The sequence below is a fragment of the Pseudomonas sp. F-14 TE3482 genome (genome assembly GCF_053629455.1).
Genome location: NZ_JBRJII010000001.1, coordinates 145,827 through 167,078 on the forward strand (window position 1 = coordinate 145,827; position 21,252 = coordinate 167,078).

18 protein-coding genes and 2 pseudogenes are annotated in these 21,252 nt (G+C 60.3%); 10 read left to right on the top strand and 10 right to left on the bottom strand.

Annotated features, from left to right (window positions below; genetic code table 11):
• Positions 1-37: 37 nt before the first annotated feature.
• The 4 genes and pseudogenes from AB7M26_RS00665 (at position 38) to fecA (ending at position 5,115) form a co-directional block, all read left to right on the top strand.
• A complete protein-coding gene (locus tag AB7M26_RS00665) occupies positions 38-913 on the top strand; it encodes a helix-turn-helix transcriptional regulator (protein WP_123500996.1) in 876 nt (291 codons plus the stop codon).
• 173 nt (positions 914-1,086) lie between these two features.
• On the top strand, positions 1,087-1,575 hold the full coding sequence (locus tag AB7M26_RS00670) for a sigma-70 family RNA polymerase sigma factor (protein WP_123496715.1): 489 nt from the start codon (positions 1,087-1,089) through the stop codon (positions 1,573-1,575).
• Positions 1,572-2,510 carry a FecR domain-containing protein gene (locus AB7M26_RS00675; RefSeq protein ID WP_429387542.1) on the top strand — a complete coding sequence of 313 codons (939 nt, stop codon included), beginning with the start codon at positions 1,572-1,574 and terminating at the stop codon, positions 2,508-2,510. Before AB7M26_RS00670 ends, AB7M26_RS00675 begins: the two co-directional genes overlap by 4 nt.
• Positions 2,511-2,781: 271 nt before the next feature.
• Positions 2,782-5,115, top strand: a pseudogene (gene fecA / locus AB7M26_RS00680) (TonB-dependent Fe(3+) dicitrate receptor FecA).
• 275 nt (positions 5,116-5,390) lie between these two features.
• Here the strand turns inward: fecA and AB7M26_RS00685 are convergent.
• Both AB7M26_RS00685 and AB7M26_RS00690 read right to left on the bottom strand, forming a co-directional pair.
• The gene (locus tag AB7M26_RS00685; protein WP_008070486.1) at positions 5,391-5,798 is read right to left on the bottom strand and encodes an HPF/RaiA family ribosome-associated protein; all 408 of its coding nucleotides are present in this window, start codon (positions 5,796-5,798) and stop codon (positions 5,391-5,393) included.
• A 216-nt stretch (positions 5,799-6,014) separates the two neighbouring features.
• Positions 6,015-6,962, bottom strand: coding sequence for a LysR substrate-binding domain-containing protein (locus AB7M26_RS00690; protein ID WP_123496709.1), 948 nt, complete (start codon positions 6,960-6,962; stop codon positions 6,015-6,017).
• A gap of 135 nt (positions 6,963-7,097) precedes the next feature.
• Between AB7M26_RS00690 and AB7M26_RS00695 the strand changes: the two genes are divergently transcribed.
• The 3 genes from AB7M26_RS00695 (at position 7,098) to AB7M26_RS00705 (ending at position 10,382) form a co-directional block, all read left to right on the top strand.
• Complete coding sequence (locus AB7M26_RS00695) at positions 7,098-8,474, top strand: L-serine ammonia-lyase (protein ID WP_429387546.1); 1,377 nt, start codon at positions 7,098-7,100, stop codon at positions 8,472-8,474.
• A 78-nt stretch (positions 8,475-8,552) separates the two neighbouring features.
• Complete coding sequence (locus tag AB7M26_RS00700; RefSeq protein ID WP_123496707.1) at positions 8,553-9,854, top strand: serine/threonine transporter; 1,302 nt, start codon at positions 8,553-8,555, stop codon at positions 9,852-9,854.
• Between the two features lie 210 nt (positions 9,855-10,064).
• Positions 10,065-10,382: a DUF3509 domain-containing protein gene (locus AB7M26_RS00705; protein ID WP_123496706.1), complete on the top strand. Its 318-nt coding sequence runs from the start codon at positions 10,065-10,067 to the stop codon at positions 10,380-10,382.
• On the opposite strand, the gene AB7M26_RS00710 is transcribed toward AB7M26_RS00705, so the two are convergent.
• A complete protein-coding gene (locus tag AB7M26_RS00710) occupies positions 10,379-10,879 on the bottom strand; it encodes a phosphate-starvation-inducible protein PsiE (RefSeq protein ID WP_007903272.1) in 501 nt (166 codons plus the stop codon). The two genes, AB7M26_RS00705 and AB7M26_RS00710, sit on opposite strands and share 4 nt — an antisense overlap.
• A gap of 360 nt (positions 10,880-11,239) precedes the next feature.
• Here AB7M26_RS00710 and AB7M26_RS00715 point away from each other — a divergent pair.
• Positions 11,240-11,494 (top strand): annotated as a pseudogene (locus AB7M26_RS00715) (YebG family protein); the annotation flags it as partial.
• A 177-nt stretch (positions 11,495-11,671) separates the two neighbouring features.
• Here AB7M26_RS00715 and AB7M26_RS00720 read toward each other — a convergent pair.
• From AB7M26_RS00720 to AB7M26_RS00735, 4 genes are all read right to left on the bottom strand, one after another.
• The gene (locus AB7M26_RS00720) at positions 11,672-12,781 is read right to left on the bottom strand and encodes a dihydrolipoamide acetyltransferase family protein (RefSeq protein WP_429387550.1); all 1,110 of its coding nucleotides are present in this window, start codon (positions 12,779-12,781) and stop codon (positions 11,672-11,674) included.
• Between the two features lie 28 nt (positions 12,782-12,809).
• Entirely contained in the window at positions 12,810-13,799 is a 990-nt protein-coding gene (locus tag AB7M26_RS00725; protein WP_123496700.1) for an alpha-ketoacid dehydrogenase subunit beta, read from the bottom strand.
• Positions 13,792-14,886 carry a pyruvate dehydrogenase (acetyl-transferring) E1 component subunit alpha gene (pdhA, locus tag AB7M26_RS00730; RefSeq protein ID WP_123496698.1) on the bottom strand — a complete coding sequence of 365 codons (1,095 nt, stop codon included), beginning with the start codon at positions 14,884-14,886 and terminating at the stop codon, positions 13,792-13,794. The genes AB7M26_RS00725 and pdhA overlap by 8 nt, the downstream gene beginning before the upstream one ends.
• Positions 14,887-14,995: 109 nt before the next feature.
• Entirely contained in the window at positions 14,996-16,015 is a 1,020-nt protein-coding gene (locus AB7M26_RS00735; protein ID WP_123496697.1) for a Glu/Leu/Phe/Val dehydrogenase family protein, read from the bottom strand.
• Between the two features lie 183 nt (positions 16,016-16,198).
• Here AB7M26_RS00735 and AB7M26_RS00740 point away from each other — a divergent pair, with 183 nt between their 5' ends.
• On the top strand, positions 16,199-17,002 hold the full coding sequence (locus AB7M26_RS00740; protein ID WP_123496695.1) for a SirB1 family protein: 804 nt from the start codon (positions 16,199-16,201) through the stop codon (positions 17,000-17,002).
• Between the two features lie 30 nt (positions 17,003-17,032).
• Here the strand turns inward: AB7M26_RS00740 and maiA are convergent, their stop codons facing one another.
• The 3 genes from maiA to hmgA are packed head-to-tail and all read right to left on the bottom strand — an operon-like array spanning position 17,033 to position 20,292.
• Entirely contained in the window at positions 17,033-17,668 is a 636-nt protein-coding gene (maiA, locus tag AB7M26_RS00745) for a maleylacetoacetate isomerase (protein ID WP_218398719.1), read from the bottom strand.
• Positions 17,669-17,680: 12 nt separating this feature from the next.
• A complete protein-coding gene (gene fahA / locus AB7M26_RS00750; RefSeq protein ID WP_429378114.1) occupies positions 17,681-18,985 on the bottom strand; it encodes a fumarylacetoacetase in 1,305 nt (434 codons plus the stop codon).
• A gap of 2 nt (positions 18,986-18,987) precedes the next feature.
• The gene (gene hmgA, locus AB7M26_RS00755) at positions 18,988-20,292 is read right to left on the bottom strand and encodes a homogentisate 1,2-dioxygenase (protein ID WP_429378116.1); all 1,305 of its coding nucleotides are present in this window, start codon (positions 20,290-20,292) and stop codon (positions 18,988-18,990) included.
• A 163-nt stretch (positions 20,293-20,455) separates the two neighbouring features.
• Here hmgA and AB7M26_RS00760 point away from each other — a divergent pair, with 163 nt between their 5' ends.
• Positions 20,456-21,235, top strand: a complete 780-nt coding sequence (locus AB7M26_RS00760) for an IclR family transcriptional regulator (RefSeq protein WP_192346167.1) — start codon at positions 20,456-20,458, stop codon at positions 21,233-21,235.
• The last annotated feature ends 17 nt before the right edge of the window (positions 21,236-21,252 follow it).

Sequence of the window (21,252 nt, forward strand, 5' to 3'; positions counted from 1 at the left end):
TACGGAGTAGGATGCAAGGCGTTGGAGAGAACCGATCATGGCCGCACTGGAATCCTTGCAAGTCTTTCAAGCGCTTAACCGCTCGCCCAATGCTCGCCTGGAGCACAGCGCCGAGCTCGGTGACGGCATGGCCGCAGCTTTGTGGAACAACCACCACGATGCCCAGGATTACGAAGCGCCGAGCCATCACACCTTGTCTTGCTACATCGCTGGCGGTACCGGTACTTTTCGCCGCGACCAGCCCGGCACCAAGGGCGGCCCGGACAAGCTGTGCATTCTGCCGGCCGACCATCAGTCCGGCTGGGTGATCAACGGCGATATTCGCCTGGCCCACCTGTATTTCAGCCCCGAACAATTTGCCCTTGGTTGCGTCACGCTGCTGGATCGCGAACCTCGGGAATTGCAGTTGCGCGAGCGCACGTTCCTTGAAGACCCGCAGCAAGCCCGGCGCTTTCGGCAGTTGATCGCCCTCAACTGGGATGAGCCGGGCGAACGCCTGCTCACCAGCAGCCTGGCCCACGAAATGCTCAGCCATGCCCTGCTCAGCCAGGTCGGTGTGCGTGAGGGCTTGCGCCTCAAGGGTGGGTTGGCGGCGCATCAGCGGCGGCAGTTGGTGGAGTTCATCGACCATCAAATGGCCGAAGCCATCAGCCTTGGGCAATTGGCGGGGTTATGTGCGCTGTCCGAATATCACTTTGCGCGAATGTTTCGAGTGAGCTTCGGTTTGCCGCCGCATCAGTATGTGTTGGCTCGGCGACTGAGCCGCGCGCGGGAATTGTTGCGCACAACGTCGCAGCCGTTGGGGGATATTGCGTTGGCCTGTGGGTTTGCCAGTGCGAGCCATTTCACCAATCGTTTTCGCCAGGCACTGGGTGGTACGCCTGGGGAGTATCGGCAGGCGTTTTTGCGGTAAAGCAAGATCAAAAGATCGCAGCCTTCGGCAGCTCCTACACTGGATGCTGCAATCTTTTTAACGAGTCTGAAGAGATAGCAGCCTGGAGCCGATTGCCGGATGCAGGCCCCGCCCCCTACAATGCGAACAATTCTTGTTCTCTAACGTATCGAAATACGTCCGGAGCGGTTCCGTTGTCGTCAGCCACTACCGTCGAAGTCCTTTATCACGCCCATCACAACTGGCTCACCGGTTGGCTACGGCGCAAACTCGGCTGCCCTGACAGCGCCGCGGATCTGGCCCAGGACACGTTCATTCGAGTGCTGACGGCACGGGAAACGCCCCAAATCATCGAACCGCGGGCGTTCCTCACCACCATCGCCAAGCGTGTGCTGTTCAATCATTACCGCCGTCAGGATCTGGAACGCGCCTACCTCGACACGCTGGCGCAAATGCCGGAAATCGTCGCGCCGTCGGAGGAGGATCGGGCGATCATCCTGCAAACGCTGATGGAACTCGACCAGTTGCTCGACGGTTTGCCGCGTCTGGTCAAACGCGCCTTTCTGCTGGCTCAGCTCGATGGTTTGACTTATCCACAGATCGCCGCCGAACTGGGCATTTCCATTGCCACGGTCAAACGGCACCTGAACAAAGCAGCGATGCGCTGCTACTTCGCACTATGAATAGCCCTGCGGATTTTTCCTCTCAAGTGGCCGAGCAGGCCGTGCACTGGTGGATGGAAGTCCAGCAAGGGCCGTTGAACCCCCGTCAGCAAATTGCCTGGCAGCAATGGCTCGATGCGCACGGCGAACATCGACGGGCCTGGGAGCATATTCAGCGGGTCAATCAACGTTTGCGCGGTTTGTCTTCACCGCTGGCCCATGCCGCCCTCAACGCACCGAAATCCGCCGGGCGCCGTCAGGCATTGAAGCTATTGCTGATTCTCGGCGCGGGTTCGGCGGTCACTTGGGGCATGCGCGAGCATACTCCGCTGATGCCGTTGCTGGCCGACTACCGCAGCCCGATCGGCCAGCGACGTAAAGTTTCGCTCGGCGATGGCAGCCAAATGCAGCTCAATACCGCCAGTTCGGTCGATGTGCGAGTCGACGGCCAGCAACGGCTGATCCGCTTGCTCGAAGGCGAGATGCTGCTGACCGCCGCCCAAGCGTTTCAAGTACAGACCGCACAAGGCCTGTTGAAAACCCAAGGTGGGCGGCTGAATGTGCGGCAGTTTGCCGATCACACTCAGGTGGCGGTGTTCGAAGGCAGCGTCGAATTGACGCCCGATGGCGGCGCACCGCTGATACTGCAAACCGCCCGGCAGTTGAGCTTCGGCGCACGCGGCATCGGCGCTCCCCTGCCACTGGACGCCAACAGCGGCGCCTGGGCCGACGGCATGCTGGTGGCCGCACACATGCGCCTGGGGGATTTCCTCGATGAACTCGGTCGCTATCGCCGGGGGCAACTCAAGTGCGCGGCGAATGTTGCCGACCTGCTGATCTCCGGGACTTATCCACTGGACGACAGCGAGCGGATTCTTGATCTGCTGGAAATCAGTTTGCCGGTGAAGGTGAGACGTTTTACCCGGTATTGGGTGACCGTTGAGGCGCGCACCTGAATCTTGATCAACACATATAACCTGTGGCGAGGGAGCTTGCTCCCGCTCGGCTGCGAAGCAGTCGTAAAACTCGCTAACCTGATTTGCCTGACACACCGCACTGGATGGTTTCGGGGCCGCTTCGCACCCCAGCGGGAGCAAGCTCCCTCGCCACAAAAGCCAACCTGCGTCCCCCCCAGAAAAAATATTCATCCAGCGTGAGCCGTTTTTCAGATCTGGCGTGACAGAGAAGGAAAGCCCCCTTGATTCAACCTTCTCAGGATCGCCTTTCATGCAACCCATCCGCGTCACACCGCTAACCCGCACCTTGCGCCAACTCTTGCTGGGCGCCAGCCTGAGCTTCGGCGCACTGCCTCTGGTGCATGCCGCCGACACCAAGCCGTACCACATCGCGCCGTCTTCGCTGGAGAACGCCCTCAACCAGTTTGGCCGTGAAGCCGGCGTGCTGATCTCCTTTGGCTCACAAGTCACCAGCGGTGTGCAAAGTCGCGGCCTGGAGGGCAACTACACCCCTTCCCAGGGTTTGAATGCGTTGCTCGAAGGCACCGGCCTGCAAGCCCGCGCCGAGGGCAACAATGCCTTCAGCCTGCAACCGGCGGGTGATGCGGCGCTGGAGCTGGACACCTCGAAAGTGGTCGGCGACTGGCTCGGCGATGCGGCGCAAACCAACGTTTTCGAACATCCCGGCGCTCGCGATGTAATCCGTCGCGAAGAGTTCGAGCGCTAGGGCGCGACTCAGGCCAGGGACGTGCTCAACCGCATTCCGGGGGTCAACGCGCCGGACAACAACGGCACCGGCAGCCATGACATGGCACTGAACTTCGGCATTCGCGGGCTCAACCCTCGGCTGGCTTCGCGCTCCACGGTATTGATGGACGGCATTCCGGTGCCCTTCGCACCTTATGGTCAACCGCAGCTCTCGTTTGCGCCGATCAGCATGGGCAACATGGACGCGGTCGACGTGGTGCGCGGCGGCGGTGCAGTGCGCTACGGGCCGCAGAACGTCGGCGGTGTGGTCAACTTCGTAACTCGCGCCATTCCCGATGAGCCGACGGTCAAGGGCGGCTTCCAGACCGAAACCAGTCCATCATCCAGCCACGATGGCTTCAAAACCACCGGCAATTTGCTGGCCGGCGGCACGGCCGATAACGGTCTGGGCGGCGCGATTCTGTACTCGGGCACCCGCGGCGGTGACTGGCGCGAACACAGCGACACCGAAATCGACGACCTGATCCTCAAGGGCAAATACCAGCTCGACGAGGCCAACAGCTTCAACGCCATGGCCCAATACTACGAAGGCAAGGCGGACATGCCCGGCGGGCTGAACGTCGCCGATTACGACGCTGACCCGTACCAGTCGACCCGCCCGAAAGACCAGTTCTGGGGCCGTCGCACGATGTTCAATTTCGGCTATCGCTATCAGGAAGATCGCCGCGAGTTCACCGCCAATACCTTCTTTACCAAAACCCTGCGTAGCGGTTATCTGGACCAAGGCACGTTCCTCTCGCTGTCGCCACGCGAGTATTGGGTACGAGGCCTGGAAACCCGTTTCGCCCAAGGCTTCGACCTCGGCCAAACCAGCCATGAAGTCGGCGTCGGCTATCGCTACATCAACGAGGCCGGCCACGAACTGCGCTACCGCACGCCGATCGCCAGCAACGAACTCCCGACCACCAACAGCCGCAACGACCGCGATACCCGGGGTGGCACCGAGGCCAATGCGTTCTTCGTCGATGACCGGATCGACATCGGTAAGTGGACGATTACGCCGGGCATCCGCTACGAGATGATCGAGTCGCAGCAGACCAACAACCTGACCCATGTGAAATACAAAGGCGACTACAACACCGCCCTGCCGGCGTTGAACGTGCTCTATCACCTGACCGACAGCTGGAACCTCTACGCCAATACCGAAGGTTCATTTGGCAGCGTGCAGTACAGCCAGATGCCTAACCGGGTGACCAGCGGCGAAGTCAAACCGGAGAAGGCGCGCACCTGGGAGCTGGGTACCCGCTACGACAATGGCGCGTTGCGTGCCGAGATTGGCGCATTCCTGATCAATTTCGACAATCAGTATGAAAGCAATCAAACCAATGACTCGGTGATCGCCCGTGGCGAAACCCGCCATCAAGGCATCGAAACCAGCATCAACTACGCCCTCGACGATTTGAGCCCGGCGCTGGCCGGTTTCGATGTGTACGCGACTTACGCCTATGTCGACGCGACCATCCGCGAAGACGGGCCGAACAAGGGCAATCGCGTGCCGTTCTCTTCGAAACACAAAGGTACGGTCGGCGTCGGTTATACCGAAGGCGCGTGGAAACTGAACCTGGACAGCAGCTATCAGAGTGACCAGTTTGCTGACAACGCCAACACCTCGGCCGAAAGCGCCGATGGCAGCACCGGCAAGATTCCGGGGTACATGTTGTTCAGCAGCCGTGCGGCGTATGACTTTGGGCCGAAACTATCCGATCTTAATGTGGCGGTGGGGGTGAAGAACATCTTCAACCACCAGTACTTCACCCGCTCGTTCGATGACAACAACAAGGGCAAGTACGTGGGAGAACCGCGGACGGTGTATGTGCAGACGTCGGTGGCGTTTTGATTACTACCCCGGTCTGAGGTAAGACACTTTGTGGCGAGGGAGCTTGCTCCCGCTCGGCTGCGAAGCAGTCGTAAAACCTGCTAACGAGATTTGCCTGACACACTGCACTGGATGGTTTTGGGGCTGCTTCGCCCCCCAGCGGGAGCAAGCTCCCTCGCCACAGGTTTCCATGGAACCACAGGAGCCGGCGAATACCATAAACAAGAACGGGCCTGCATAAGCAGGCCCGTTTTTCAGGTGGAGAGAAAGTGGGAAGGTAAAAAGTAAATCAGGCCTCAGCCGTTTTGTGCAGCCTGTTCGTTCTCGAGAAACTCGTCTTCCAGCAGCGCATCGGCCGTAGGCCTTTCGAACGGCACCACAGCGGCACGTGGTTTGCCCCGCAGTTTGCCGAACAGATGTTCAAGCGCATGTTCGAGTTTTTCAGCCGCACCGTCGATCGCCAGTTCCAGGTTAGCGGCTTTATGGGTAACAGAAATCGGTTGATGGCCTTTTGGCCGCGCTTCCAGCTGACAGCGCATATCGTGGGGACCGGGCTTGTCGCCGTTCTCGTCCCGCAGGTGGACCTCGACGCGGGTCAGGTCCTCTTCATAACGTTCGAGCGTGCTCTCAATGGTAGTACGTACCCACTCCTCCAGTCGGATGCTGCTTTGAATATGGTTATCGCTATTGACTTGGATTTGCATAGTTCATCCCTTATTTCAGCTAGCTCGCGAGAGGCCCTTCGGCTGGCCCTTGGGCTTCATCACCGTGACCTCTTGGTTACACAATCGGTGTGTGCGCAGAACATTTCAACCCCTAAAAAAAGATAAATATTCATTCGCAAAAAAAGCCGGACAACGGGTAAAAGCGCTGTTAATGTCGGGAGTTGGGTCGCCCCTGGCTGATGTTCCAGGCTGCTGTCACATCTGCTGCTCCGCCAGCGGATGCAGGCTACGAAATATCCCCGCTTCTTCCACCAGCCAGTCATGCACCGCGCGCACGCCCGGATGGCTCAGCGCGCCCGGCGCATAAAGCAGCACGTAACGCTTGTGATTGGGCACCGCCAGGCCAAACGGCACGATCAACGTCCCGCGCTCGAGTTCATCGTTGAGCAGCGTTCGCCGCGCAATCGCCACACCCATCCCGGCAATCGCCGCTTCGATGGTCAGGTGATTGCGATTGAAGGTATGCCCGCGCCGCACATCCGCGCCCTCGAAGCCGATGGCGTTGAGGTAGAACTCCCATTCCGCGTATTCGTAACTGCCGCGCCAGGCGGTGATGTCATGCAGCAACGGAAAATGCACCAGGTCTGCCGGGCCGTGCAGTGGCGGCCTTGCGCGCAAAAGGCTCGGGGCGCACACCGGAAAGATCTGCTCATCCAACAAGGTTGTGGATAACAATCCCGGATAACTGCCGTCATTGAGGTCGATGGCCAAATCGAAGTCGCCCTCATGCAATGGCACGCTGCTGTCTTCTGCTACCAGCCGCAATTGAATGTCCGGAAAACGCTGCTGCAAACGCGGCAACCTGGGGGTCAACCACTTGCTCAGGAACGATGGAATCGAGCGCAATCGCAAAATCCCGCTGATCATTCCCGCGTCCAGTCGTCGCAATTCCGCATCGATGCTGCCGTAGGCTTCGTTGACGGTGATAGCCAATCGCTGGCCTTCAGCGCTCAACTCCACACCCCGGGCGCGACGATGAAACAGGCGAAAACCTAGCCGCTCTTCCAGTTGGCGAATTTGCTGACTGACCGCACCCGGCGTGATGTGCAGTTCTTCGGCGCAACGGGTGAAGGACAAGTGCCGCGCGGCACACGAAAACACGTGCAGCCAGACGTAGGTCTGGGCGTGCAATTGGCGACTCATTGTTTAGTCCTGCTAAAGGCTGTCTTAGGAAGTTTCGTTGGTCACGTAGGACCGAGGTTGGCAGTATCGCCCACCTTGCGCTTGGCCTACAAAAATGGCGGCGATTTCTCTTCCATTGCTTGTATAGGCTTTAGCATGGCTATCAGTGTTTTCGATCTCTTCAAAGTCGGCATCGGTCCGTCCAGCTCCCACACCGTCGGCCCGATGCGCGCCGCCGCGACCTTCGCCCAGGCACTGATTGACCAGCATTTACTGGTCGACGTACGGCGGGTAGAAATCCGCCTCTATGGCTCCCTTTCGGCCACTGGCGTCGGTCACGCCACCGACCGTGCCTGCGTCATGGGCCTGATGGGCGAATGGCCAGACAGCATTGATCCGAACTCAATCGACAGCCGAATCCAAACCTTGCGTGAAACCGGCGAACTGAGTCTTGCCGGCAAGTCGACTATTGCCTTCAACTGGCAGCGCGATCTCCTGCTGCTGGACGAGAGCTTGCCCTACCACCCCAACGCGATGTCTCTGACAGCCTTCGGCGAAACCGGTGAGCTGTTCGAGCAGACGTACTACTCGGTGGGTGGTGGTTTCATCATCGAAGCAGCAGAAGCCGAGTCCGGCATTGCGCCGGCCAGCGATGTGGTGCTGCCCTACGATTTTTCCAGTGCCGCCGAGTTGCTCAAGCTCTGCAACCAGCACGGTCTGCGGGTTTCCGAGCTGATGATGGCCAACGAACGGGCCTGGCGCAGCGACGCCGAGATCCGTCAGGGCTTGCTGCATATCTGGTCGGTGATGCGCGAGTGCGTCGAGCAAGGTTTGCGTCACGAAGGCATCCTGCCCGGCGGTCTGAATGTTCCGCGCCGCGCCGCGAAATTGCACCGCAGCCTGTTGGAAATCGGCAAACCGAATGTCATCAGTTCCACCCTGTCAGCCATGGAGTGGGTCAACCTGTTCGCCCTCGCCGTGAACGAAGAGAACGCGGCTGGCGGACGCATGGTGACCGCGCCTACAAATGGGGCGGCGGGGATCATTCCCGCCGTGCTGCACTACTACATGAAATTCAACCCGGACGCGTCGGACGATGACGTCGTGGCGTTCTTTTTGGGCGCTGCCGCCGTAGGCATTCTCTGCAAGAAAAACGCCTCGATCTCTGGCGCCGAAGTCGGCTGCCAGGGTGAAGTCGGCTCCGCCTGCGCCATGGCCGCCGCCGGCCTGGCCGACATACTCGGAGCGACTCCCGAGCAACTGGAAAACGCCGCCGAAATCGGCCTGGAACACAACCTCGGCCTGACCTGCGACCCCGTCGGCGGTCTGGTGCAGGTGCCGTGCATCGAGCGCAACGCAATTGCTGCCGTGAAGGCGATCAACGCCACGCAAATGGCCCTGCGCGGTGACGGCAAACACTTCATTTCCCTGGACCGGGTGATCCGCACCATGCGCGATACCGGCGCCGACATGCACGACAAATACAAAGAAACTTCACGGGGCGGCCTGGCGGTGAGCTGGGTGGAGTGCTGAGGAGCACTCCGAAGCAGGTGCCTGCCTGACCGTCCGCAACACGTGAGCCCGAGCAAGAATAATAACGAGGCGAAAACGATGACCGAAATACGTACACCTGCTGCCGATAATCCTGCTGTAGATCTGACACGCAGTAGCGAAACAACCCACAAAGGCTGGAGCAAACACGACACCACCTGGATGCTTGGCCTCTATGGCACGGCGATTGGTGCCGGCACATTGTTCCTGCCGATCAACGCGGGTGTCGGTGGTTTCTGGCCGCTGCTGCTCCTGGCGGTACTGGCCTTTCCGATGACCTTCTTCGCCCACCGCGGCCTGACGCGCTTCGTGTTGTCCGGGCGTTCCGGGGACATTACCGAAGTGGTGGAAGAACACTTCGGCATCGGCGCCGGCAAGCTGATCACGCTGCTGTATTTCTTCGCGATCTTCCCGATTCTGCTGGTGTACAGCGTGGCGCTGACCAACACCCTGAGCAGCCTCATGGAGCATCAGTTGCACATGACGCCGCCCCCTCGGGCGATTCTGTCGCTGGGGCTGATTCTCGGCTTGATGGCGATCGTGCGTTGCGGTCAGGGCGTCATCGTCAAATGCATGAGCGTGCTGGTTTACCCGTTCGTCGCGGCATTGCTGCTGCTCGGCGTCAGCCTGATTCCAAACTGGAACGGCGCGTTCTTCGCCACCGCCAGTGAAGGCATGCCGCTGCCGTTGTTCTTCAAGACTTTGTGGCTGGCGATTCCGGTGATGGTGTTCTCGTTCAACCATTCGCCGATCATCTCGGCCTTCGCCGTCGATCAGAAACAGCGTTACGGCGAACAAGCCGAACGCAAAAGCAGCGGCATTCTCGCGATCGCTCACGCCATGATGGTCGTCACGGTGATGTTCTTTTGCTTCAGCTGCGTGCTGGCGTTGTCCCCGGCTGATTTGGCCGCTGCGAAGGCGCAGAACATTTCGATCCTGTCGTACCTGGCCAACCACTTCCAGACACCGGTCATCGCTTATGCCGCGCCGTTGATTGCGTTGGTGGCGATCACCAAATCCTTCCTCGGCCATTACATCGGCGCCAGCGAAGGCTTTCAGGGCCTGATCGTGAAAAGCCTGCGTGGCCGTGGTCGCGTCATGTCCGCCAGTTGGCTGAACCGCATTACTGCGCTGTTCATGATCCTCAGCTGCTGGGCCGTGGCAACCTTCAATCCGAGCATCCTGGGCATGATCGAAACCCTCGGCGGACCGATCATCGCGTGCCTGTTGTTCCTGATGCCGATGTACGCCATCCGCCGCGTGCCGGCCTTGCGCCAGTACTCGAATCAGGCCTCGAACGTGTTTGTGGTGTTGATCGGTTTGATTGCACTGTCTGCGATCATCTATTCGTTCATGCCCTGAAACGGGCAGGCAAAAAGAAGGCGGGCCAGAGTGCCCGCCACTTTTTTGCCGTGTTCATTGTCCGACAGTTTTTCCGGCATGCACCTTGCTATATCCCTTACGCGGCACGGATGAAAGCACATGAACATGGAAGGCCGGTGGTCTGGTGTTGCGAACTAATCCCGATCACGGCCGTCAACAACTGCACGTTCAATCAGGCGGTGACGCATTATGGACAATCCTTTTCAGCTCATTACCGATGCCTTTGCACCGGATTATCAAGTCAACCTGAGCATTCAGGGGCTGGACGGCAGCATCATGCTGACCCTCTCCAAAAGTGGTCGCGTGGTGGCCAAACGGATGATCAGCGCCGAACAACGCAATGATCCCAAGCGCCTCAAACGCCTGGTGCAAAGCATTCAATTCGGCATCGCCATCGAACAAGGCCACAGCGCCGTGGCCATCCTCGAAGCCATGACCGACGGCGACAATCGTAACCCGCCGCCGCCCTTGGTCAAATCCCGGCCCCGACCTTCAATGGGGCTTTAAATCTCGCCCTTCTCCACTTCGGGATGCTCACCGGAACCCGCACCGATCTTGCGCTGCGGGTGTTCGATCTTCACCGAAGGGAACTGCGACGAGGCGTAACGCACCACCAGAATCGCAAACGCCAGCAGCAGAATCCCGCCGCACAGGTAGATGATCCCCAGGTCCGGCGGATTGTGGTGCGAGACGTTGGAGATCAGCAGCCGGGTCAGCGCGGTGATCGCCACATAGATCAGGAAACGCACCGGCATGTGGTTGGTCTTGAAGTAAATCCCGACCATCGCCCCCAGTTCCAGGTAGATGAACAGCAGCAAGATGTCATCGATCTTGATGTGCCCCTGTTCGAGCATTCCGAGGAATTCCATCACCGCCGCCCACGCGGTCACCGCACCGATGGCGAACAGCGCCAGGTAGTGGAAGGTCTCGACGAACAGGTTGCCCAGGGACTCGGCCAGTTGGTGCACGTTCTGCCGCAGGTTCTCGGCCCAGTTGATTTTCACTTTGATTGTTCCTTAGCTCGGTTCGAGCGGATGATGCGGGATGGACGTGACGGTTGTTCTGCATGCAGAAAAAAGGCCATATTCTGTTGGGTGAGATGATGGCTGCGTGATATGAGACACGTTGGCGGTGATAGCACGGACGCCATCGCGGGCAAGCCCGCTCCCACAGGGTTCAGCGGTGATCCTTGTGGGAGCCGGGCTTGCCCGCGAATGGAGCGACACGGTTCACCTGACAAACGCCGATTACGGTCTACATTAAAAAGCCACTACCCAAAGCGCAGGGATTCGCTTATCCTTTTAGCTGTATATAAATACAGTAGTCGAAACAGACAACTAATGTGAAGGCATGTGAGGTGGTGAATGGCCGTCGAAGTGGTATACCGCAGCAGCCGAGATCTGGAGCGCTTGTTCATGGATAAAGCCGAAGCTGACCGTCATGACAAAATGCTCGAACTGGCCGAATTGCTGGCTGAAGTGTTGCAAAAAGCCGTTCCGTCCCTGACCGAACAGCAAGTGGAAGAAGCCGGGATCTACATGGCGAAGAACCGTGATGTATTCGCCAAGGCATTCAAGAGCCAGCCGGACGCACTGTCCGAACTGTTGAATGCACCCGCCGAAGCCATTGAACCTGTTAAAGCCACTGAACCTGTTGAAACAGCTGCACCTGTTGAAGTAGCGGGCGCTGAGCCGACCAAGCCAGCCAAAGCTGCCAAGACACCCAAGTAAGCAATGCCCGAATTGAATAGGCCCTGAGTCAAATGGCTCAGGGCCTTTTTCATGCCTGCGGGAAATCTAGACCTCGGGTTGTTCCAGCGCCTCGACCAACGCTTTGAAGAACCGCGCCGCCTCGCCGCCGGTGACCACACGGTGATCGAAAGTCAGGGACAGCGGCAGGATCGGATGCACCACCACCGCGCCCTCGACCGCCACCGGTTCATCGCGGATCGCCCCGGCGGCGAGGATCGCCACTTGCGGCGGCACCACCACCGGGTTGGCGTAGCGGCCGAACAAGGTGCCGAAGTTCGACAGGGTCAGGGTCGCACCCATCATTTCCTGGGGCGGGATCGAGCGCGCCTGCACGTCGGCCCGCAGACGCATCACACCTTCTTTCAAATCCGCCGCCGTGCGCTGACCGACATCGCGCAGCACCGGCACGAACAAGCCGTCCGGCGTATCCACGGCAATGCCCAGATCGAGCCGTTCGTGTTGCTTGAGCGCCTGGGTTTTGCCATCGAAGGCGCTGTTGAGCACGGGTTCTACGGCGCAGGCGGCCGCCATCGCTTTGGCTAGACGAATCAGCGGTTCTCGCGCCTGCCCCCAGCGATGCAGATCGGCATCACCGAAAATCGTCACCGGCACCACTTCGGCATGGGACCTGGCCATGTTCAGCGCCATGCTGCGTCGTACACCGCGCAGCTTCTCGCCGCCGAAGCGTTCGCGTTCCGTCTGGGCCGCGTTTTCTACGTCGCTGCGGGTGATCTGGCCGTCCTGACCGGAGCCGGCCAAGGCGCTCAGTTCAACACCGAGTTGCCGAGCCAGTTGACGCACCGCCGGCGTGGCACGGTTCGCCAGGTGCTCACGAGTCGAAGGCGCAGCGCCGATGAAAAATGCATCCTCCTGATTCGTGCCGCCGCCCTCAAGCCGTCCCACCACGGTTCCTGCATCCGCGTCGCCTTCGTAACCGAGCAGAGGTTCGCCAACGTGAAGGATGTCGCCCTCGCCACCAAAGGTTTTTGCCACCACACCGTCGTAGGGCGCGGGAATGTCCACCAGCGCCTTGGCGGTTTCCACCGACACCAGCAGTTGGTCGGCTTTGACGGTATCGCCGACCTTGACGTGCCAACGGACGATTTCCGCTTCCTGCAAGCCTTCGCCCAGATCCGGCAGTTTGAAATATTTCATCGCAACCTCCTCGGCCTCAGGCGTCTGTTCAGGGGTAGTGCTGCATGACGGTGTCGCAGGCATGAAGAATGTCTTCGATGCCGGGCATGTACAGCGATTCCAGTCGATACAGCGGCGGCGGAATGTCTGGCGCGGTGACTCGCTGGATCGGTGCCTGCAACTCCAGAAACACCCGTTCGTAGAGACTGGCGGCGATTTCCGCGCCGACTCCGCAGGAGCGCGGCGCTTCATGCACGATCACGCAACGACCGGTCTTGCGCACCGAGGCTTCCATCGTGTCGAGGTCCAGCGGTTTGATACTGGCGACATCGATCACTTCCGCCGAGACGCCCTGCTCGGCCAGTTGCGTGGCGGCTTGCAGGGTTTCCATCACGCTGGCGCCCCAACTGATCAAGGTAATGTCACTGCCTTCACGCAGGGTGAAACAGCTGTCCAGCGGCAGGCGCTTGCCGTCATCCAGCAGCGGTTGCGGGTTCATTCGATAGAGTCGGGTCGGTTCGAGAAATATCACTGGATCCGGGTCGTCGATGGCTGCGAGCAACAAGCCATAGGCCCGGGCCGGCGAGGACGGGATCACCACCCGCAGCCCCGGAATGTGCGCGAACAGCGCTTCAGTGCTTTCGCTGTGATGTTCCGGCGCGCGAATCCCTGCGCCCATGGGCGAGCGCATCACCATCGGGCAGGTGATCCGCCCGCGCGTGCGATTGCGCATGCGGCTGGCGTGGGACACCAGGTGCTCCATGGTGGCGTAAATAAACCCCATGAACTGGATTTCCACCACCGGTTTCAGGCCTTGGGCCGCCATGCCCACCACCAGCCCGCCGAGCATGGTTTCGGCCAGCGGCGAGTCGATCACCCGCTTGAAACCGAAGGTGTCGCGCAGGCCCAGCGTGGCGCGGAACACGCCTCCGTTTACCCCGACGTCTTCACCGAGGACGATGACGTTCTCGTCCTCGCTCATGGCCCGATGCAACGCAAGATTCACCGCTTCCAGCAGCGTCACTTTGCCGTTACTCATGGCCCGAACCTCTCGTCCGTCGCGCCACCCGCTCCAGAAATTCTTCGCGCTGTTCGGCCAGGGCTTGCGGCCATTGGGCGTAGACATGATCCATCACCGATTCCGGCGCCTGCAGGCCCGCCGCTTCGAAGTTATCCACAGCACGCTGCACCAAACCCTGGCATTCGCTGATTAGCGCCTGTTCGCGGCCTTCGTCCCACACACCCTGCCCGGCCATAAACCGTTGCAGGCGTTTGATCGGTTCTTCGAGCCAGGCCTGCTTGACCTCGTCCGCCGACCGGTAGCGCGTAGCATCGTCGGCGGTGGTGTGATCGCCGAGCCGATAGCTCAGGCATTCGAGCAGCACCGGACCTTTACCGTGACGCGCCCGTTCGAGGGCGGCTTGCACGCGGTCGTAAACGGCGAGCATGTCATTGCCGTCGACTTGCTCCCCGTGGAACCCGGCGCCAATGGCTTTCTGCGCCAGCGTCGGAGCGCCGCACTGGATTCGTCGCGGCACCGAGATCGCCCATTGGTTGTTGTTGACCATGAACACCACCGGCAACTGCCAGGCGCCAGCAACGTTGAGGGCTTCGAGGAAATCACCTTTGCTGGTTCCGCCGTCGCCGCAAGTGGTGACCGCGACCCGATGCTCGCCGCGGATCTTGAAGGCGCTGGCGACGCCACAGGCATGCAGGGCCTGGGTGGCGATCGGCACGCAGATCGGGAAATCCTGGGCCACCGCCGGGTCGGCAAAGTCGCTGCCACGCTCGTCGCCGCCCCAATACAGCAGGATTTCTTCCATGCGTACACCGCGCATCAATTGCACAGCGGTGTCGCGGTAATACGGGATCAGCACATCTTCGGCGTGCATCAGGCTACCGACCGCGACACCAATGGCTTCCTGGCCCAAGGTCGGCGCGTAGGTGCCGATGCGCCCGGTGCGTTGCAAGGCGACAGCTTTCTGATCGAAAAGGCGGGTCAGGACCATCTGCCGATACAGGCGCGTCAACAGATTGAAATCGTCGGCCCAGGCGGGAAGATCGCCGAGTGGCAGGCCATCAGGGGATAAAAATCGGGTGTAAGGCAGCTCAACCTTGTGAAGCATCACAGGGCTCCTGGCACGCGGGAGTCGGCGTGCATTTGTCAGGCCCGGCGCTTGTGACGCAGGGCTTGGGGAGCAACGGCCGGATAGGCTCTCACTCCTTTCAAACTTTTCACCGGTACAACACTTTCTCCGCCAACTCATCTGCCACCCGGGCCGGAGAGCGCTTTTCCGCCTGGGCATGGGCGAAGACTTCGGTCAGCCGTGAACTGATTTTCGACAGGTGCGCGGTGATGGTCGTCAGCTCTTCCCCGCGGTGTTTGAGCGACACGTAGATCAGCCCACCGGCATTGATCACGTAATCGGGCGCATACAAAATGCCCCGGCGTTCCAGTTGATCGGCGATCTCGAGATGGATCAGTTGATTGTTTGCCGAACCGGCGACCGCCGAGCAGCGCAGTTGCGACACACTGTTGGTGTTTAGCACACCGCCCAGGCCGCAAGGCGCGAGTATGTCGCACGGTGTGCTGAGCAGTGCATCGTTGGCGATTGGATGAGCACCCAATTGCTCCATGGCCAGCTGCACCTTGCCATGATCGATGTCGCTGACCAGCAGCTCGGCACCGGCGGCGTGTAGCTGTTCGGCCAAGGCATAACCGACATTGCCCAGGCCTTGAATGGCTATGCGCAAGCCTTCGAGATTATCGCTGCCCAAGCGGGCCATGGCGGTGCTGCGAATACCAGCGAATACGCCCATGGCGGCATGCGGTGCAGGGTCGCCCGCGGCGGTGGTGCTGGTAACGAACTGCGTCTGTTGGGCGATGCAATCCATGTCCGCCACCGAAGTGCCGGCGTCGATGGCGGTGATGTAGCGACCGTCGAACTGATTGATCCAGCGCCCGAACGCTTCGAATACTGCGGCGCGGTTTTCCACATGGGCCGGGCGAACAATCACCGCTACGCCACCGCCCTGAGCCAGGCCGGCCAGGGCCGCCTTGTAACTCATGCCTTGGGCAAGGCGCACAGCATCCTCGATCGCGGATTCATCGCTGGGGTAAGCAAGGTAACGACACCCGCCCAGGGCAGGTCCCAGACGGCTGTTGTGGATGGCAATCACCGCCTTCAACCCGGTGACCGGATCGACGCTCAGGTGCAGCGATTCAAGGCGAGTGCTTTGCATGAGAGCGAACATCGTAGGGCTCCCGAATCACTTCTTGTAGTCGCCAGTATAAGCTTGTGCACAAAAATTGCAGAAACGCCCCGGAATAAGCGGCGTCGCTTTAGAGGCTTTCGGACATAACCTGCTAGCGCCTGTGCCCGACACTGGACGAAAGCCTGAGACGGGGCTAAAACGAGGCATTCCCCGGAGATTTTGATGACCCCGCGCCAACGTTTTTTCGACTGTCTGCAACGATCACCGCCCGCGCTGTTCGAGGCGGCACTGTGGATGGCCGTCGAACACGATAAGGAACTGAATCCCGAGACGGTGCTGGCGGATTTCAAGGACCTGCAACAGCGGGTCAGCTACGGGTTGCCGATGCTGCCGGTGAGTGAATTGGCCCAACCGTTGTTGCGCCGAATGAATGACCTGGGGTTCGCTCAGGACGACTCCACGCCCTTGCGTCCGCAAGTGGCGTTACTCAATAAGGTGCTGGAACGTCGACGGGGCCAACCGCTGGTGCTGGGCCTGATTGCGCTGGAACTGGCCAGAAGGCTGGAGATTCCCCTGGTCGGGGTCAACTTCCCCGGGCATTTCCTGCTGCGGGTGCAAGGCGCCGATCATCTGCTTGACCCTTGCGGCGGGCGACGGCTATACCCCAACGACTGCCGGGAGTTACTGCAACGCCAGTACGGCCCGAACATGCAGCTCGGCGCCGAGCATTTACTGACAGCCGAACCGGTGCAGATGCTGCAGCGGCTGTCGCGCAACCTGCGCCAGTTGTACCTCACGAATGATGACTACATCGACGCCCTGATCGACGCCGAGCGCGTGCTTGAATTGGGCAACGCCAGCGCCTCCGACTATCTGGCCCGGGCCAGTCTCTACCAACGGCTGGACTGCCCGAATGCCGAGCGTTTTGACCTGGAGCACGCGCTGCTGCTCTGTGACGACCCGATCCAGCGGATTCGCCTCACCGAACGGCTCGGGCATTTGCCGCCCAACTCGGTCGTGCATTAAAAGCAAAAGATCTTGTTTCTGAAAACCTTGTTACGGGGTGTCGGGCTGATTTGCCGGATGGGCCAGGAAGAAGGCGGGGTGTGTCGCCGCCAGCGCCGCCACTCGACGAATTCGCGGGTAGGCCTCAAGGGAAATATTGAAGCGCTCGGCCGCATACAGCTGCGGGATCAAATAGACGTCCGCCAGCCCCGGCTGATCGCCAAAGCAGTAACCAGTGTCACCGATCAACTGCTCCACCGTCGCCAACCCTTGCCTGATCCAGTGACCGATCCACTCAACCACCTGCGGCTCATCGTGCCCCAACTGCCGAAGCTGATTGAGCACGCTGACGTTGTGCAGGGGGTGAACATCGCAGCCGATCACCGCCGCCACGCCACGCTCATGGGCACGGGCGACGAGATCCTTGGACAGCAATGGCACCTGTGGATAACGTTCCTCCAGGTACTCGATGATCGCTGGTGACTGGATCAGCAACTCGCCCTCATCAGTGCGCAAGGCCGGCACCCGACCTTGGGGGTTGATGCCCAGATAGGTCGGCTGCCGATGTTCGCCACCTTGCGGCGCGATCAGGTTGACCGGTAGCGCCTGGTAATCCAGCCCCTTGAGCGCCAACGCAATGCGCACCCGGTAGGACGAAGTCGAACGATAGTAGGTATAGAGTTCCATGACCCGATCCTCTTAGCGTGCTGGCAGCACTTTGCCGCGGCATTCGCCGAAACCGATGGAAGCAAAACCCTCGCGGTTGCAACGGGCGCGCAGAATGATTTCGTCGCCGTCCTCAAGGAATTTACGCACCTCGCCCGACGCCAGCTCGATCGGCTTCTTACCGCCCTCGGTGATTTCCAGCAGGCTACCGAACTGACCGCTTTCAGGACCGGACAGCGTGCCCGAACCGAACAGATCACCGGCCTGCAACTGGCAGCCGTTGACGCTGTGGTGCGCAACCAGTTGTGCGACGGTCCAGTACATGTGTTGGGTGTTGCTGAGGGTCAGGCGATGGGCTGGGATATTTTGCTCGCGCATCGATTCGGTCAGCAGCAGCACTTCGAGTTCGATGTCGAAGGCACCGGCGGCCTGATCACGTTTGTCGAACAGGTACGGCAACGGCTGCGGATCGCCTTCCGGGCGTGCAGGCTGCGCACGACGGAACGGCTCCAGCGCTTCGGCCGTCACCACCCACGGCGAAATACTGGTGATGAAACTCTTGGACAGGAACGGACCCAACGGCTGGTATTCCCAGGCCTGGATGTCTCGCGCCGACCAGTCGTTGAGCAGGCAAAAACCGGCGATGTGGTCGGCGGCGTCACCGATGGCGATGGAGTCGCCGATCTCGTTGCCCTGACCGATCCAGATACCCAGCTCCAATTCATAGTCCAGACGTGCGCACGGACCAAACGTCGGCTCGGTCTGGCCGGCCGGCAGGGTCTGGCCTTTCGGCCGACGCACGTCAGTGCCGGACGGGCGAATGGTCGAGGCACGGCCGTGGTAACCAATCGGCACGTACTTGTAGTTCGGCAGCAACGGGTTGTCCGGGCGGAACAGTTTGCCGACATTCTGCGCGTGCTCGATGCCGACGTAGAAGTCGGTGTAATCGTTGATCTTCGCCGGCAAGTGCATTTCGCAATCCGCCGCCAGCGGCAGCAGTTTGGCGCCTTGGGCCTCGATCTTGCCGTGAAGGGTGCTGCCTTCCTTGAACAACTCGATCAAGCGTTCACGCAAGGCCACGCGTGCCTCGCGACCCAGTTCGAAAAACGCATTCAGCTGACCACCACGGGTGGCTTCGGCTGCTTTCTTCGCAATGCCATCGAACAGCCCGGCATCCAGTGCCGCTTCCAGATCAAAGATGTGGTCGCCGATCGCCACGCCACTGCGCGGCGCGGAGCCCTTCACGCTGAACACGCCCAACGGCAGGTTCTGCAGCGGAAAATCCGCGTGGCCGTTGGCGGAGGCAACCCAGCTACGAGTGATGGAAGTCTGAGTCATGGTTATCTCCGGGTCGGGTCGAAAGTCGCGGGCAGCGTGGCCCAGCAGGCGTCGTAATTGTTTTGCAATTGTGGGCAATCCAGGGCAAATCGGCTCGGGCGCAACACTTGGCTGGTCTCGAACATGAAGGCCATGGTGTTATCGATTTTAGTCGGCGCCAGTTCCGCGTTGATCGCTTTGGTGCACGTCTCGCCGTCGGGGCCGTGGGCGCTCATGCAACTGTGCAACGACGCGCCGCCAGGCACAAAGCCTTCGGCCTTGGCATCGTATTCGCCCTGGATCAGGCCCATGAATTCGTTCATCAGGTTGCGGTGGAACCACGGCGGACGGAATGTCTTCTCGGCGACCATCCAGCGTGGCGGGAAGATCACGAAATCCAGGTTAGCCAGACCGTGCACGCTGGTCGGCGAAGTCAGAACGGTGAAAATCGATGGGTCCGGATGATCGAAACTGACCGTGCCAATGGTATTGAAACGGCGCAGGTCATATTTATAAGGCACGTTATTGCCGTGCCAGGCGACCACGTTCAGCGGCGAATGATCGAGTTCACAACCCCACAACTGGCCGAGGAATTTCTGCACCAGGGTGGTCGGTTGCTTGAGGTTTTCGTAATGGGCCACCGGCGTCAGGAAGTCTCGCGGGTTAGCCAGGCCGTTACTGCCGATCGGCCCCAGGTCCGGCAGGCGCAGAGGGGCGCCATGGTTTTCGGCGATGTAGCCGCGGGCTTGCGGATCGAGCAGTTCAACGCGGAATTTCAGCCCGCGAGGCAGGACGGCGATTTCCAGCGGTTCCAGCTCCAGCACGCCCAGTTCGGTGGCGATGCGCAGGCGACCCAGTTGCGGCACCAGCAGCAGTTCGCCGTCGGCGTTGAAGAACACGCGTTCCATGGAACGGTTGGCGCGGTAGTTATAAATACTGATCCCGGACGGTTTTTCTGCGCCCGAGTTGGCGACCATGTTCACCAGCCCGTCGATGAAATCGGTGGGCTCGGTCGGCATGTCCAACGGGTTCCAACGCAGGCGATTGGGGGTTACTTCACCCAACGGACCACCGGCCAGTTGCCGATCCAGTTTGACGAATGCCGGGTGATTGGCCGACGGCTGGATGCGGTACATCCAGGTCCGCCGCGCTTCGCTGCGAGCCATGGTGAATGCAGTGCCGGAGAACAGTTCGGTGTACAGACCGTAAGGGGCTTTTTGCGGGGAGTTCTGGCCGACGGGCAATGCGCCCGGCAACGCTTCGCTACTGAATTCGTTGCCAAAGCCTGACTGATAAGCCAGCGCTGGCGCCGTTGAATCGAGGTTCATGGAGCCTCCTGAACGGGAGTTGGCAATGGCCTGTCACTCTGCTGAAGAGAGCTTGGCACGCCAGGGTTATTTTTATCGTAATTTGATTACGCATAACGTAATTTGATTGGTATTGACCGTCAAGCTATAAAGACGCCCATTCGTCCCGGGATCACACCGCCTCATGACCAGCGAAAGCAACGGTAAACAGAAAGTCCGCTCGGCCGAAGTCGGTACCGACATCCTCAAGGCACTTGCCGAGCTGTCGCCATCGACCTCGTTGTCGCGCCTGGCTGAACACGTGCAGATGCCGGCGAGCAAGGTTCATCGCTATCTACAGGCGCTGATCGCCAGTGGTTTTGCCGAGCAAAACCCCGCCACCAACCATTACGGCCTGGGCCGTGAGGCGCTTCGGGTCGGTCTGGCTGCTCTGAACAGTATGGACGTACTGAAAGTCGCCGCCCTGCCCTTGGCTGAACTGCGCGACGACCTGAACGAAACCTGTTTTTTGGCGGTGTGGGGCAATCAGGGCGCGACGGTGGTGCATATCGAACCGGCCGTGCGCGCGGTGACAGTGGTCACGCAATTGGGCTCGGTTTTACCGTTGCTCAGCTCCTCGACCGGGCTGGTGTTCAGTGCCTATTTGCCCCACCGTGAAAGCGATGAGTTGCGCGATCTCGAAGTTCGCGCCGTCGACGTTCATCCGTTGGCCGATGAGCAGGCTTACACCACATTGTGCGAGCAGATCCGCGAACGCGGCTTGCACCATGTTCACGGCTTGCTGATGCCCGGCGTGGATGCATTGTCGGCACCGGTGTTCAATGCGGTTGGGCAGGTGGCCGCGGTGATGACCATTGTCGGCCCGGCCTCGTTGTTCCATGCCGATGAAAACGGCCCGGCGGCGCAGCGGTTGTTGGCGGCGACGCGGGCCGTGAGTTGGCGGATGGGGTATCAGCCTGAGTAACGGCTGACCCGGCAGGA

Bases quoted from the DNA above. Each gene is read 5' to 3' on its own strand.
- AB7M26_RS00690 (WP_123496709.1), bottom strand. From the start codon at position 6,962: ATGAGTCGCCAATTGCACGCCCAGACCTACGTCTGGCTGCACGTGTTT.
- AB7M26_RS00705 (WP_123496706.1), top strand. From the start codon at position 10,065: ATGGACAATCCTTTTCAGCTCATTACCGATGCCTTTGCACCGGATTAT.
- AB7M26_RS00685 (WP_008070486.1), bottom strand. From the start codon at position 5,798: ATGCAAATCCAAGTCAATAGCGATAACCATATTCAAAGCAGCATCCGA.
- AB7M26_RS00740 (WP_123496695.1), top strand. From the start codon at position 16,199: ATGACCCCGCGCCAACGTTTTTTCGACTGTCTGCAACGATCACCGCCC.
- fahA (WP_429378114.1), bottom strand. From the start codon at position 18,985: ATGACTCAGACTTCCATCACTCGTAGCTGGGTTGCCTCCGCCAACGGC.
- AB7M26_RS00695 (WP_429387546.1), top strand. From the start codon at position 7,098: ATGGCTATCAGTGTTTTCGATCTCTTCAAAGTCGGCATCGGTCCGTCC.
- AB7M26_RS00725 (WP_123496700.1), bottom strand. From the start codon at position 13,799: ATGAGTAACGGCAAAGTGACGCTGCTGGAAGCGGTGAATCTTGCGTTG.
- AB7M26_RS00665 (WP_123500996.1), top strand. From the start codon at position 38: ATGGCCGCACTGGAATCCTTGCAAGTCTTTCAAGCGCTTAACCGCTCG.
- AB7M26_RS00675 (WP_429387542.1), top strand. From the start codon at position 1,572: ATGAATAGCCCTGCGGATTTTTCCTCTCAAGTGGCCGAGCAGGCCGTG.
- pdhA (WP_123496698.1), bottom strand. From the start codon at position 14,886: ATGCTTCACAAGGTTGAGCTGCCTTACACCCGATTTTTATCCCCTGAT.
- AB7M26_RS00760 (WP_192346167.1), top strand. From the start codon at position 20,456: ATGACCAGCGAAAGCAACGGTAAACAGAAAGTCCGCTCGGCCGAAGTC.
- maiA (WP_218398719.1), bottom strand. From the start codon at position 17,668: ATGGAACTCTATACCTACTATCGTTCGACTTCGTCCTACCGGGTGCGC.
- AB7M26_RS00720 (WP_429387550.1), bottom strand. From the start codon at position 12,781: ATGAAATATTTCAAACTGCCGGATCTGGGCGAAGGCTTGCAGGAAGCG.
- AB7M26_RS00700 (WP_123496707.1), top strand. From the start codon at position 8,553: ATGACCGAAATACGTACACCTGCTGCCGATAATCCTGCTGTAGATCTG.
- hmgA (WP_429378116.1), bottom strand. From the start codon at position 20,292: ATGAACCTCGATTCAACGGCGCCAGCGCTGGCTTATCAGTCAGGCTTT.
- AB7M26_RS00735 (WP_123496697.1), bottom strand. From the start codon at position 16,015: ATGTTCGCTCTCATGCAAAGCACTCGCCTTGAATCGCTGCACCTGAGC.